We start from the raw sequence: 13612 nt of genomic DNA, 5'->3' as shown, positions 1-13612 counted from the left end.
GCCTCCTTGTCGAAGCGGTCCTGGCCGCCGCCCACGCGGCGCAGGGGCTGCGTGCCGTAGATGCGGCGATTGGGGTCTCTGCCAGCCATGGCGCTCCTCCGGGGGGTCGGTGGTGTCCCGTGCATAGGCCGGAGCGGGCCGGACTGCACGGGGGGCTCCAGCGTGTGTCTGGTAGCGTCGGGCGCATGCTCTCCGTCCTTCTGCTGATCGTCGCGACGCAGTTACCCTGTGTAGCGGGTGACTCCACCGCCATTTGTGATTGCAAGCAGGGCAGGCCCACGGGCTGCGCGGCCCTGGACACCCGGACGGCCACGGAGCTCGCCCAGGCCCTCCGGGCCCTGAAGGTCGCGGAGGAAGAACAGCAGGCCAAGGCCGCCGGAGCCTCGGCCGAGGCAGCCTCCGAGGCGCCCGAGCCACCCGCCTGCACGGGCCAGCTGCACCACATCATCTCCAAGCCCATCTTCAGGGAACTGGATAAGCATCCCACGCTCATGGGCGTCTACGGGCCACGGGATTCCCGCTTCGTCACCCGGGCCGTGGACGAGAAGGCACATTGCGGCTATCAGGAATGGCACCGGAAAGTAGACGAAGAAGTCGTCGAATGGCTCAAGCAGTTCAAGTACGCGACCGCAGAGCAGTTCGAGGCCTACTTGCGCTCCATCTACAACCGCCCCGACATGCTCAAGAGGTTCCCCCTTGGCTTCTGATGCTCGTCCTCGCTTCTTCGTCCTCAAGAGAGCCATGGACTCCAGTCACGACACGGACTTCGAGAGGACAGGAGGCCCCATTGGCGAAGCCCCACGGTGCCATCTCTGCGGCTCCTTCATCGGCATGCGCGTCTGGTTGCCGCCACGTCGCGGCGCATTGATGCTCTATCGCGAGGGTTTTGGAGACTTCGTGGATGCAGGTGGCGACGACTACCTTGTCTCCGCCCGCTTCGTGGAGGCCTTCCGCGCCGAGGGACTGACCGGGCTGTCTGACTTCGACCCGGTGGAAATCGTTCGCGTGCGCACCCGGCGGCGCAGCGCCCCCAAGCTCCCCCCTCCCTACTTCCACACGGTCCCCATCTTCGGCGGCGCGGCGGTGGATGAGGCCAGGAGCCGCGTCCGGCGCCACAAGCCCATCGATTGCGACTGGTGCCGGGAGACCAACGTGCCCTCCATTCATGGCTTCACCCTGGAGCAGTGGCGTGGCGAGGATGTCTTCTTCGCCCGCGGCATGCCCGGCAACCCCATCGTCTCCGAGCGCTTCGTCCGTTTCGTGGAGCGGCACCAGCTGACGAACATGAAGCTGCTCCCCACCGAGGAGTACACCTGGGACCCCATGGGACTCGGCCCTCCGCGGCCCGAGCTTTGACCGCCCGCCCCCAGGACAGGCAGGCGTCTCCTTGCGCTCGGGACATTTCCGGGCGATCACCCCGCCCTCGCGCTACCCTGTCTCCCCCGCGCCATGTCCTCCTCGTCGACCGCACCGCTCGCTCCCGAGTCGGCCCTGCTCCGCGTCGCGCCTCCCCCCGAGGAGTCGCCCCTGCGCCGCGCCGAGCTCCGCCTCCAGGAGCTCCTCGCCGAGATCGACTCCCTCGACGCCGAGCTCGACTCGCTCGGCCTCGAGCTGCAGCGCTTCTCCCGCGCCTACGAGGACTCCCTCTCCGCCTCCTTCGAGGAGGTCAGCCGCTCCGAGCGTCTCCTGCGCCGGCTCCGCAACCTCCAGGACGCCGCCTCCGCCCTCACCCGCCTCCTCGAGCAGCCCGCCCTCCCCTCGTCTGATCCCCACAAGCCCCCCGAGCGCTCCGCTCCGCCCCGCACCTCCGCGCGCCAGGCCTCCGAGGAGCCCTCGAAACGCGCCTCCTTCGACGACGAGGAGGACGAGGACTCGTTCGAGGACGAGGAGCCCGCGGAGGACGACTCGCCCACCGGGGAGGAGCTCCAGGCCGAGCGCGAGGACGAGGCCGTGGCCCTCAAGCGGCTCCACCGCCGGCTGGCCCGGCTGCTCCACCCGGACCTCGCCCAGTCCGAGGAGGAGCGCACGCGGCTCGACTCCCTCATGGCCCGCGTCAACGTGGCCTACGAGGCCGGGGACCGCACCACCCTCGAGCTCATCGCCGCCAAGGTGGGCGCCGGGGACACCGCGCCCGGCAACCTCACCGATGACGAGCGCCTGGCCCACCTCGAGCGCCGCATCCGCATCCTCTCCACCGCCGTCCACTCCCTGCGCCAGCAGCGCGAGAGCCTCCGCGCCACCGCCACCGCCCGCCTCCACGAGGAGGCCAGGCGCCGCGAGGCCGAGGGCCGCGACTACCTCGCCGAGACGCGCGCGGAGATGGACGAGGAGCTGCAGGGGCTCGCCCAGGATGCCCGCGCCCGCATGCGCCAGCTCGAGCGCGCCGCGCGCACACTGACTTCCCTGAGGAACAAGCGCATGTCCACGCTCGCCGAGAACGTGAAGGGGCGGAAGCTCCGCGCCTTTGATCCCGTCCAGGAGAGCCCCCTGGTGCGCCAGGGCGTGCTCCGCCTCGAGCGCCAGCGTGCCACCCCCGCCGCACGCGAGCTCGCCCGCCGCCTCGAGGACGCCGTCACCCAGGAGCCCTGGCAGGTGGCCCTCACCCTCATGGCCTTCTTCGCCGAGGCCGCCGGCCGTCCACCTCCGGGGCTCGACTCCACCGAGGCCTGGGCCGAGCGCTACGAGCTGCTGCGCGAGCTGGACATGCCGGAGGCGCCCACCTACGACCAGGCCCTCACCCGGCTGCCGCGCCACCTGGAGCTCGGCATGCGCGTGATGAAGAAGGAGGTGCGCTTCGGCCTCCAGCTGCGCGACGCGGAGCTGCTCGCCGCCGTGCCCCTGGCCCTCCAGCGCGAGGACGTGGCCGAGCGCGGCCGCTCCGTGCTCGCCGTCCTCGGCCCCCAGGAGCAGTGCAAGCGCTGCGGCGAGGAGGTGCTCCTCCAGCACCTCCTGCGCACCCGCGGGCTCGACGAGCTCAACGGCATGCTGTGCCCGCTGTGCGCCCACGTGCAGAAGAGCTACTGGCTCTACAGCCGCTCCGAGGGCCAGGAAGCCCTGCTGCCCCATGCGCTGCGGCTCGGCACCATCGTCGAGCAGGGAGTGCGGCTGGCCGGCACCACCATCGGCTTCCAGCTGCTGCCCGAGGAGCGCGAGGCCCTCACCCCCGCGCAGCTCCTCCAGCGCTTCGTGGACCTGTACCTCCAGCCCTACGGCGTGGAGCTGGCGCCCGCGCACCTGCGGCTCGAGCAGCGCGGCAAGGTGCTCGAGCCCGAGGCGCTCGTCACCCGGGGCGCCATCACCCTGAAGCTGTCCCCCGAGGCCGGTACCTCCGAGAAGGAAGTCCTCGAGCTGCTGCGCTCGCGCATCGAGCGGCGCTTCCGTCCCGACGCCTCGCGGTGAAGCCCGGCTGAAGGCTTCGCGTCTGGCTTCAAACGGGCCTGGGTGAATGCCCACCCGGTGGGTCTCCCCGATTGCGCGGGGGCGCACGCCTCCCGGACCATGCGAGCCCCTCTCACCCCGGGAGCCGTCCGCATGACCTGGAATCGCCTCACCTGGAGCGCGCTGCTCACCTGCGGTCTCACCCTCCTCGGCTGCACCCGCCCGGCGGGGCCCACGGACTCGCCGGACGCCGCCACTCCCGACGCCGGCACGGGCTACGAGTGGGATGGCGGCTACGTCCCGCTCGAGGAGATGGGCAACACGTGGCCGGATACGGGCGCCTTCGCGCCCTGCACCGTCACCGCCGCCCTGGGGACGGACTGCATCGACTTCAGCCTCTTCGATCTCTCGGCGTGTGACCGCGAGTCGCTCGCGAACGCGGGCACCGACGGCCCGTACCTGCTGACCACCCGCACGGACGACGTCCCGCTCTTCGACGCCACCAGCCTCCACCTGCGCGGTGACGGCGGCACCCAGTACTTCGGAGGCCGCCCCATCACCGGGCAGGCGAGCGACGGAAACGCCCGCTTCTACTCCAGCACCCGAACCTCCTCGAGCGGCACCAGGTGGACCACGATGCTCGCCACCTGCGAGGCGCCCCAGGCCCCCGGGTTCACCGGCTGCACGGCCGTCTGCCGCAACGGAAAGCTCGCCTACACGGAGACCTTCAAGGCCCAGCGGATGGCCTGGCGCGCCGGGGAGACGGAGGCCTCCGGCCTGGAGCTCGTCTCCGAGAACCCCGTGGACATCGGCTACCCGGCGGACGTCTACGTCACCCGGGGCCACGCCTACGTGGTGTCCATCGTCGAGCTGGGCAAGCCCGGCGGCCTCACCGTCTTCGACGTGAGCAACAAGGCCGCGCCCGTGAAGGTGAAGACGATTCAACTCACGGGGGATGCCTATTGGAATGGCGTGTGGGCCCAGGGGGACGCGCTCTACGTGGCCAGCTCCACCAAGGGCGTGAACGTCTTCGACATCAGCAACCCGGCGGACCCGAAGCTCGTGCGCAACCTGCCCGGCAACATCAACGTCCACACCGTCTTCGTCGACGGCAACCGGCTCTACGCCGCGTCCACCTCGGGCGTCCTCATCTTCGACATCACCAATCCCCTCGAGCCCGTCGAGCTCAACCGCTACACGCCCTACCGCGGGCTGCCGCACGACATGTTCGCCACGGGGGACCGGCTGTACGTCAACTACGCCGGCCACGGCTACGTGGTGGCGGACGTGAGCAACCCGAGCGACATCCGTACGCTCGGCGTGTTCAAGCACCCCGACCACCCGTACAGCCACGCCAACGCGGTGGGCACCTTCGGGGGCCGCACCATCGCCTTCGAGGGCGGCGAGGGCCCGGGCGCGCACCTGCGCGTGCTCGATGTCACGGACCCCGCGAACATCGTGAAGCTCGGCTCGTTCCAGCTCCGCCGGGAGATCTCCATCCACAACCTGGTGCTGGTGGGCAAGAAGCTCTACGTGGCCTGGTACCAGGAGGGCGTGCGCGTGCTGGACGTCTCCAACCCCACGCAGCCCACCCAGGTGGCGCACTACAACACCTGGCGCGAGCGGGACGAGGACCCGGGGCTCTACTTCAGCGGAGCCTTTGGCATCCGTGTCCCCGGTGATGGCTACCTCTACGTGGCGGACTCCTGGCGCGGGCTGCTCATCCTGCGAGAGCCGTGAGCCCTCCGCCGGCCGACGTCACGGGTCCTCAAGCGGCACATGGGGGGCGGAGTAGACTCCGAGTCCATGCGATATCCGATGCGCCTCGGCCGGCTCCTCCGCCTCGTGCTCCTGCTGGGCCCCACTCTCACCGGGTGCCTCAGCGAGCGCGAGAAGACCGTCCGGCGCCTGCTGGAGACGCGCGAGTGCGAGGGGTGCGATCTCACGTCGAGGGCGCTCGCCTCAAGGGGGCGAGACTATCGGGCGCGAAGCTGTCTCGCGCGAACCTGCGCAACGCCGACCTCACAGCCGCCGGGCTGGAGGGGGCGGAGGCGCGGCAGGCGGACCTGCGCGGGGCCCGGCTCGATGACACCCGCCTGACGAGTACACAGTTCCAGGGGGCCAACCTGGAAGGGGTGGATCTGCGCAACGCCGTCCGCCGAGAGTCCGCCAATTTCGAGGCTGCCAACCTGCGCGGCATCAACCTCGAGGAGTCTGGCCTGTATGGCTCTAACGGGCCCTACCGCCGCTCCGAAAAGAGGTATCTCTACGACGTCCCCGCCGGAGGCGCGCTCCTCATGCGCGCGGACCTTTCGGGAGCCAACCTGCGAGCCGCCACCCTGGCCAATTGCAACTTCGAGGGCGCCATTCTTCGAGGTGCCGATCTGCGCGACGCCCACCTGGAACTGTCCAACCTGGAAGGGGCGGACCTGACGGATGCAAAGCTGTCGGGCGCCACCTGGACTGACTACAGCACGTGTGCCAAGGGCTCCGTGGGACAGTGCCGTCCCACCCGCCCCCGCTGAGCGGCACGCACCCGCTCACATCTTGAAAGCCCAGTGAGCGAGCGAAGGAGCATGCGCCACCCGGCCGGAAGTCACGGGTCCTCAAGCGGCACACGGAGGGACCGGGTAGAGTCCGGGCCATGCGACACCCGATGCGCCTGGGCCGATTCCTCCCCCTCGTCCTCCTGTTGGGCCCCACCCTCACCGGGTGCCTCAGCGAGCGCGAGAAGACCGTCCGGCGGCTGCTGGAGACGCGCGAGTGCGAGGGATGTGACCTGACGGACGCCTCCCTGGAGGGAGCGAACCTTGAGGGCGCCCGCCTCAAAGGGGCACGGCTGTTGGGCGCGAAGCTGTCTCGCACGAACCTGCGCAACGCCGACCTCACAGCCGCCGGCCTGGAGGGAGCGGATGCGCGGCAAGCGGACCTGCGCGGGGCTCGGCTCGACGATACCCGGTTGTGGAACACACAGTTCCAGGGCGCCAACCTCGAAGGGGTGGATTTGCGCAACACCGTCACCCGCGAGTCCGCCAACTTCGAGGGCGCCAACCTGCGCGGCATCAACTTGGAGGATAGCGGACTGCACGGACCGGACGGGCACTACCGCCGCTCGAAGAAGACGAATTTCTATCACGTCCCCGCCGGAGGCGCGCTCCTCATGCGCGCGGACCTTTCGGGAGCCAACCTGCGCGCCGCCACGCTGGCCAATTGCAACTTCGAGGGCGCCATTCTTCGAGGCGCCGATCTTCGCGACGCCAACCTGGAACTGTCCAACCTGGACGGGGCGGACCTGACAGATGCACGGCTGTCGGGCGCAACCTGGACCGATTACAGCAAGTGCGCAAAGGGCTCCGTGGGGCAGTGCATTCCCATCCGTCCCCGCTGAGCGGCACGAGGCCGCTCAGCGCCCCGCTCGCGGAAGGGTATCGAACTGGCCCTCCAGGGCCATCTTCACCTTCGGATACAACTGCACGCGACTGGTGGAGTGCGCGGTGATCGCGAAATAGGGGAGGCTGCCCAGCGTGGGTTTACCCTCCTCATTCAACCTGGGATCATCCACCTGCATCGGCCCGCAGTCCCGGTCCTTGAAGATGAGCGCATAGCTCTCCAGCATCTGCACGAACCGCAGCACCAGCTTGTCCGCATCGGTCTGGGTTCCCAGCTTCGACTTCACCCAGGCCTCACTGCGCAACATGCCCTCGTACCAGTCCACTGCGGTCGCCCATTTCGACACCGCGGTCCGCAGCGGCTCCATCTGGGCAATGAGCGTGAAGAGCAGATCCATCACCGCGTGTTGGGAGAGGGACTCCGTCAAGCGGTCCTCGATGCCCTCCAGCCGCGAGATGAACTTGTCGAAGGCGGCATCCCGCCCTGTGACAAAGAACTTGTCCTTTTCCGTGATGGGCAGGTCCACGATGCGAGCCGCGAACGGTGTCCCCCGGAGCTGGGCCACGGGACTGGTCTCCGTGTTGTCGAACTCGTGAACCTGATCCTTGAGCAGCTCGTACACGAGGTCCCACAACGGCCCCCTCAGGCTGGTGCGATCCACCGAGAGGAACCGGACCAGCGGCTGGAGAAACGCGGTGATGTGCAGGTCATCGAAGAAGCCCTGGTGCGGAAACTTGCCGCTCTTGCGACGGGCCTGGAAGGCCTTCTCCGTCTTGTCCAGCCCCCGCTCGATCTCGTCCAGCCGGAGACGGAACTTCGAGGCGAGCGTATCGCTCATCACCTGACGATGCTTCGTCAGCTTCGCATCCAGTTCCTTGGGTACCGGGTAGTCGATCCCCTGGTTGAACCTGTCAACGATCTCCCGCGCCTTGTCGAACACGGCGTGGACCTGCTTCAAGGTGGCGAGCACCCCGTCGTAGAGCTTCTTGGCCTCCTCCGCGTCCATCAGCAGCTTGGGATCGGGCACGTACCACTTGCGTCCCTTCAGCTGCACATCCACGGACAGCATGGCGCGCTGGAGCAGTCCCGTGTCGAACTTCACCCCGGCGATCTGCTCCACGAGCTCGGAGGCGCACACCTGCTTGAGTACGTCATTGAGAGGGTGGAGCGAGAAGTCGGCGATGACACGCTGGGTCAGGTCGTACTTGCAGTACACATTGTGGATGCGGCAGTCCTTGTGGAAGGCGCCGGTGTCCACCGGATGCAACCGCTTGAAGAAGGGCGTGGACAGATAGGTGATGCTGCGAATCTTCCACTGCTTGGGCCACTGCTTGGAGGTGGCCGCCCGGTGGGTGAACTCGTTGATGACGTTGCCGCCGTGGGAGTGGCCGATGAGGTGGATGGACACCTCGCTGTGCAGGAAGCCCTTGTAGTAGGCCTTCTCGCCATTGCCTCCGCACAACCGGTCCGCGAGGTAGGACCCGGCGATGCGCCGGTTGGTGGGCGAGTTGTCGCCGGTCCACCCATGGGCGACGAAGAGGTGCAGGTTGCGGTACTTCTTCTGGAGTTTTTCCAGTTCGTCGCGGAGCAACTTGTTGTCCCCCCAGTACCAGTCCGAATCGTTGTTCACGTTCGGATCCGGCGGCGGAGCAACCTTGGGATTGCGGTAGCTGGCGGAGCGGGCCTTGGGATCGCTGTTGATCGGATCCACGGTGCCGCCCACCATGACCACGATGTTGATGACATCCCGGGCGGTCTGCTTCGTGGGCACGGGTGCGACGCGCCCAGCCGTCTGGGGCGAGGGATTCGGGGCCATGGAGGGTCTCCTGGACAACGTCTCCACGATCCCCCACCCGGGCACTCGACGACAAGGGACGCACCGGCGCACCTTCCCCGACAAGACCACGGGCAAGGCGCTCCCGGAGTGAAGGGAGCGCCCACCTGCCGGGGGCACGCGCGGCTTGACCCGCTCCGTCCTCCGCGCGCTCATGGCGCCCATGTCCACCCTGACCCTGCTCTGCCTCACCCTGCTGACCGTCACGCCCAGGACGGCAACGCCCGCCACGCCCACGGCCGCCGTGAACGCCGTGCTCGACGACTGGCACAAGGCCGCCGCCCAGGCGGACGAGGCCCGCTACTTCGGCCACCTCACGCCCGACGCCGTCTTCCTCGGCACGGATGCCACCGAGCGCTGGACGCGCGATGAGTTCCGCGGGTGGGCGAAGCCCTATTTCTCCAAGGGCAAGGCCTGGAGCTTCACCTCCGTGTCCCGCCACGTGAGCTTCTCGAAGGACGGCGCGGTGGCCTGGTTCGACGAGGCGCTCTCCACGCCCAACATGGGCCCGGCGCGCGGCTCGGGCGTGCTCGTGAAGGACGGAGGCACCTGGAAGATCGCCCAGTACAACCTCTCGATTCCCATCCCCAATGAGCTGATGGAGGACTTCAAGCAGCGCATCGAGGCCCACGAGAAGACGCGCACGGAGAAGAAGAGCCCGTAGCTTCGCGAGACTGGAAGAGGCTCGGCGGGAGAGCTGGACAAGCAGTCCCGCCAACGCATCCTGAAGTGCACGAACATGGCCACGCTCGAGCGCTGGCTCGAGCGGGCCCTCTCCGCCAACAGCCTCTCGGAGGTGCTGGAGGCGTGACCTAGAAGTCGTCCACCGGATCCGGGTAGACCTCCTCCTCGTCCTCCTCCTCCGCGGAAGGACGCGCGGCCCGGCCCCGGCCCTTCGGCTCGGGCACCGGCTCCAGCGGCGCCGCGTCCGGCGCCACCACGTACCACTGCCGGCCCTGCTGCACCCGCTTGAGCACTCCCTCGTGCTCCAGCGCCGACAGCAGCTTGGTGAACGACGAGAAGCCGTGGTCCCGCTCGTCGAAGTCCGGCTCCTTGCGCACCAGCGCTTCCTTGATGAGGGACGGATTGAGCGTCCCCGTCGTCCGCGCCAGCAGCCGCTGCACCACCTCCACCACGCTCTCCGGCACCTCGGTCTTCGAGCCCTCGGCCTTGCCCTTGGAGCCCTGCGCCTGCTCCTTCCCCTGCTTCTCCCCGTGCCCCTTGCCGTGCTTGCCGCCGCGGCCCTTCGCGGCCTCCTCGTGCTCGTGGGCGCGCTTCTCCTTCTCCTTGTCCTTCTCGGCCCGGGTGCGCGGCCTCAGGTAGATGAACTCGTCACACGCCTTCACGAAGAGGGGGCTCGTCGCCTCCTTCACCGCGAGCCCGATGAGCTGCTTGCCATTCTCGCGCAGCTTGTACGCCAGCGGGCAGAAGTCGCTGTCTCCCGAGGCGATGGCGAACGTGTCGATGTGCTCGCGCGCGTAGCACAGCTCCAGCGCGTCGATGACCAGGCGCATGTCCGCCCCGTTCTTCCCCGAGCGCGTCGAGGGCGGCACGTCGATGAGCTCCACGCCGAACTCGTGCAGGTTGCCCTTGGCCTCCTTGAAGCGAGACCAGTCGCAGTAGGCCCGGCGGAACACCACCTTGCCCCGCTCCAGCAGACGGTCCATCGCCGGCTGCAGGTCGAAGTTGCCGGCGGTGAACCCGGTGTTCGTCACCAGGTTCTCGAAGTCGAGGAACAGCGCGATGCGGTGCTGATTGTTTTCCAAGAAGCCCTCCCGGGTGCGTGCCATCCTCCCCTACTCCCAACCCGGGACGGCCTCGCGAGCATCCATGACCTGCTCCCCCAGGTCCATCACTCAAATGACTTCCCAGGTCCCCCGGGGAGCAACCGGCGCACCTCCAGGAGCAGCCGGTCGATGGTGAAGGGCTTGCGCAGGAAGGCGGTGGGCTTGCAGTCCACGGGCAGGCTGGCGCGGGGCACGGCGCTCATCATGAGCACGGGGATGTCCCGCGTCCCGGCCTCGCCCTGGAGCGCCAGGAGCACCTCGCGCCCATCCATCACCGGCATCATGTAGTCGAGCAGGACGAGGTCCGGCCGTCTCTCCGCCATGCGCTCCAGGGCCACCCGGCCGTTGGGGGCGACGAGCACGTGGAAGCCTTCCTCGCTCAACAAGTCGTTGAGCGCTTCGGTGATGCCGGCCTCATCGTCCACCACGAGGAGCGTCTTCACGGCTAGCGGCTCCGCTTCTTGAGCAGGCCCTTCTTGCGCCTGGGCGGGGAGACCGCCCTCGCATCACCCGTGAGGACGGACTCGGCGCCCTGGAAGGTGTCGGCGAGCTCGATGCCCCGGGAGGTGATGCGGTACTCCAGGAAGGAGGAGTCGTAGTCGCTGTCGCGCACCTTCACCACGGACAGCATCCGGTGCAGCTTCGAGCGCAGCTCCACGAAGCGCAGGAAGAAGATGTTCTCCACGAGGCTGGAGATGCCGCTGATGGGCAGCTTCACCTCCTGGCTGTACATCTCCTGCAGCTCGCTGGTGTAGAGGGTGGTGACCCCGAGCACCCGCAGCTCGTTGGTGAGCGCGGCGAGGAAGTGGCTGATGCGGCCGGGATGGGTCGCCGACTGCAGGAAGCCATCCACCCCGTCGATGAAGAGCCGCTTCACGCCCCGCTCGCGCACCGCCCCGAGCAGCTTGTGGCCGAGCCCATCCAGGAGGCGCTCGGTGGGCGGGTGCCAGAGGATGTCGACCACGCCCTGCTTCTGCTTCTTGTCCAGGTCCAGCCCCAACGCGCGGGCCTTGAGGAGCAGGCGGGGCGGCGTCTCGTAGAAGCCGAAGTGGAGGCCGGGCTCCGCCTTGCTCGACTCATCGAGGAAGTGCAGCCCGAACGTCGTCTTGCCCGCTCCGGTGGGGCCGAAGAGCACGCTGGTGGAGGCACAGGGAAGGCCTCCGTGCAGCATCTTGTCCAGCTGGGTGATTCCCGTGGAGACCCGCTCCGTCTTGCAGGGATCGCTTCGGGAGGGCTCCTGGAGGAGCGCCTCGATGCGCGGGAGCACCGAGATGCCCTCGCGGGTGATTTGAAAGGCGTGACCGCCGCGCAGGTAGCTGCTGCCGCGGAACTTCTTCACCTCCAGCTCGCGCTCGGCCTGCCGGCCCACGCGGTTGTCGGAGAGCTCGATCACCCCGTCCACCATGGTGTGCTCGGGCCCCACCGGCTCCGCGCTCGAGCTGGTGAGCAGCAGGATGGTGCAGCCGACGAGGTTGGCGTGGATTTGAAGCTCGTGGATGAACTTCTTGAAGTCGCGCTTGGACTGGGCGCTCTCCTCCACCGTCACCAGGCCGTCCACCACGAGCAGGGTGGCCTGGCGTCCCCGCGCCTCGCGCCGGAGCACCTCGACGAGCCCCTTGAGGCCGCCCTGCTCGAGCGTGGCGAAGGCGCTCAGGTAGGAGATCTGCTCGGGGATGCGGGAGGTGTCGAAGAAGGAGAGCGGCTCGAGGTTGAAGAGCAGGCGCTCGTGGGTCTCCGCCAGCAGGGTGGCGTAGAGGACGCGGCCACCCTGGGCGGCATGGTGGAAGCACATCTGGTTGGTGAGGATCGTCTTCCCCGCGCCCGGGCGGCCCTGGAGCATGTACACGCCCCGGCGCAGCAGGCCGCCGTGCAGCACGGTGTCCAGCCCGGGCACCCCCGTGGGAATCCGGTCCTGAGGCCGCTCCGTCGTCGACTCGCTCATCTCGCCCTCGTTCCTTCCCGGACAGCTACCGTCCATACCACGGGCGTCCTGGCACAGGACCCCGGCTTCACGCTCCAGGGCTCCAGGTACCACAAGGCCGCGGCCATCTGTCGGGCGACGTACAGAGTGCGGCGGTGCTCAGCGCCCCGTCTGGTTCCACGAGGCGTCGCAGAAGCGCTCCAGCCGCGCGAGCGCCTCGGGCATGTTCGTCCGGCCCAGTCCGAGCCGGAAGTGGTTGCCCGGAAAGTCATACACGTCACCGGGCAGCAGCAGCACGCCCTCGGTCTCCACCAGGCGCTGGCAGAAACCGGCCACCGGCATCTGCTTCAACAACCTGGGGAAGGCCACGCTTCCCGAGGCCGGGCGGACCCAGCGGAACGTGTCCGCGCGCCGGACGAAGAAGTCATCCAGCACCGCGAGGTTGCGCGAGAGGAGCTCGCGGCTGCGGGCCAGCACGCGGTCCTTCGCCCGGAGCGCGATGAGGGAGAGCACCTCGCTCGGGGCGGCGTTGCAGATGGTGGTGTAGTCCTTGTAGGCCGCGCAGCGCTCCAGCAGGGCGGTGTCCCGGCTCGCGAGCCAGCCCACGCGCAGCCCCGCCAGCCCGAAGGCCTTGGACATGACGCCCAGGCTCACGCCGCGCGCCGACAGCTCCGCTCCCGCGGGCAGGGTGTCCTTCGGGTCGTGCTCCAACAGCCGGTACACCTCGTCCGCCAGCACGTGGAGGCCGCGCTCGTCGGCGAGGGCGAAGAGGTCCTTCCATGTCGCCGCGCCGGGCAGGGCGCCAGTCGGGTTGTGCGGGAAGTTGACCACCAGCAGCTTCGTGTGGGGCCGCAGCTCGCGCTTCAGCGCGTCCAGGTCCAGCCTCCAGCCGTCCTCCTCGCGCAGCCGCAGCAGCGACACCTCGGCGCCCGTGGCCCGCGCCACCTCGTACAGCGACTGGTAGCCCGGCCACGTCACCACCGCGTGGTCTCCCGGGCCCAGCAGCACGTTCATCAGGACGAAGAGGGCCTCCTGCGCCCCGCCGAACGTCAGCACGTGCCGCGGCTCCAGCCCGGGGTACAGCCGGGCAATCTCCTCGCGCAGCGCCGGCAGGCCGGTGGACTCGGTGTAGCCCAGCGACAACCGCTCCCAGCGCTCGCGCCCGTCCGCGTCCGCCAGCGCGAGCAGCTCGCTCATCCGCCAGCCCTCGATGTCCGAGGAGCACAGCAGATACGGCGCGTTGAACTCCCACTTCGCGAAGTACCGCTCGAGCTTGAAATCCGGAATCCGCATGCGGCTTCG

12 protein-coding genes are annotated in these 13612 nt (G+C 68.7%); 7 read left to right on the top strand and 5 right to left on the bottom strand.

The window, feature by feature from the left end:
* Positions 1-185: 185 nt before the first annotated feature.
* From VFZ09_RS42315 to VFZ09_RS42290, 6 genes are all read left to right on the top strand, one after another.
* Positions 186-707 carry a Wall-associated protein precursor gene (locus VFZ09_RS42315; RefSeq protein WP_329733491.1) on the top strand — a complete coding sequence of 174 codons (522 nt, stop codon included), beginning with the start codon at positions 186-188 and terminating at the stop codon, positions 705-707.
* Positions 708-741: 34 nt separating this feature from the next.
* The gene (locus VFZ09_RS42310) at positions 742-1356 is read left to right on the top strand and encodes a hypothetical protein (protein WP_329733490.1); all 615 of its coding nucleotides are present in this window, start codon (positions 742-744) and stop codon (positions 1354-1356) included.
* Positions 1357-1449: 93 nt separating this feature from the next.
* Positions 1450-3399, top strand: a complete 1950-nt coding sequence (locus VFZ09_RS42305; protein ID WP_329733489.1) for a molecular chaperone DnaJ — start codon at positions 1450-1452, stop codon at positions 3397-3399.
* A gap of 132 nt (positions 3400-3531) precedes the next feature.
* A complete protein-coding gene (locus VFZ09_RS42300) occupies positions 3532-5118 on the top strand; it encodes a hypothetical protein (protein ID WP_329733488.1) in 1587 nt (528 codons plus the stop codon).
* A gap of 194 nt (positions 5119-5312) precedes the next feature.
* Entirely contained in the window at positions 5313-5903 is a 591-nt protein-coding gene (locus tag VFZ09_RS42295) for a pentapeptide repeat-containing protein (RefSeq protein ID WP_329733487.1), read from the top strand.
* 119 nt (positions 5904-6022) lie between these two features.
* Positions 6023-6766, top strand: coding sequence for a pentapeptide repeat-containing protein (locus VFZ09_RS42290; protein ID WP_329733486.1), 744 nt, complete (start codon positions 6023-6025; stop codon positions 6764-6766).
* 15 nt (positions 6767-6781) lie between these two features.
* Here the strand turns inward: VFZ09_RS42290 and VFZ09_RS42285 are convergent, their stop codons facing one another.
* Complete coding sequence (locus VFZ09_RS42285) at positions 6782-8584, bottom strand: hypothetical protein (protein WP_329733485.1); 1803 nt, start codon at positions 8582-8584, stop codon at positions 6782-6784.
* A 181-nt stretch (positions 8585-8765) separates the two neighbouring features.
* Here VFZ09_RS42285 and VFZ09_RS42280 point away from each other — a divergent pair, with 181 nt between their 5' ends.
* Complete coding sequence (locus VFZ09_RS42280) at positions 8766-9266, top strand: nuclear transport factor 2 family protein (protein WP_329733484.1); 501 nt, start codon at positions 8766-8768, stop codon at positions 9264-9266.
* A gap of 148 nt (positions 9267-9414) precedes the next feature.
* Here VFZ09_RS42280 and VFZ09_RS42275 read toward each other — a convergent pair whose 3' ends face one another.
* The 4 genes from VFZ09_RS42275 to VFZ09_RS42260 form a co-directional block, all read right to left on the bottom strand.
* Positions 9415-10392, bottom strand: coding sequence for an NYN domain-containing protein (locus VFZ09_RS42275; protein WP_329733483.1), 978 nt, complete (start codon positions 10390-10392; stop codon positions 9415-9417).
* 62 nt (positions 10393-10454) lie between these two features.
* A complete protein-coding gene (locus VFZ09_RS42270; protein WP_329733482.1) occupies positions 10455-10832 on the bottom strand; it encodes a response regulator in 378 nt (125 codons plus the stop codon).
* 2 nt (positions 10833-10834) lie between these two features.
* Positions 10835-12331, bottom strand: coding sequence for an ATPase domain-containing protein (locus VFZ09_RS42265; RefSeq protein ID WP_329733481.1), 1497 nt, complete (start codon positions 12329-12331; stop codon positions 10835-10837).
* A gap of 138 nt (positions 12332-12469) precedes the next feature.
* Positions 12470-13603 (bottom strand): aminotransferase class I/II-fold pyridoxal phosphate-dependent enzyme, encoded by a 1134-nt coding sequence (locus VFZ09_RS42260; RefSeq protein ID WP_329733480.1) that lies wholly within the window; start codon positions 13601-13603, stop codon positions 12470-12472.
* Between the last annotated feature and the right edge of the window lie 9 nt (positions 13604-13612).

This window comes from Archangium sp. (assembly GCF_036277355.1).
In the GTDB taxonomy this organism is placed as follows: Bacteria; Myxococcota; Myxococcia; order Myxococcales; family Myxococcaceae; genus Archangium.
The sequence above is the reverse complement of the archived record's forward strand: the minus strand, read 5'-3'. Positions and strand labels throughout refer to the sequence as shown.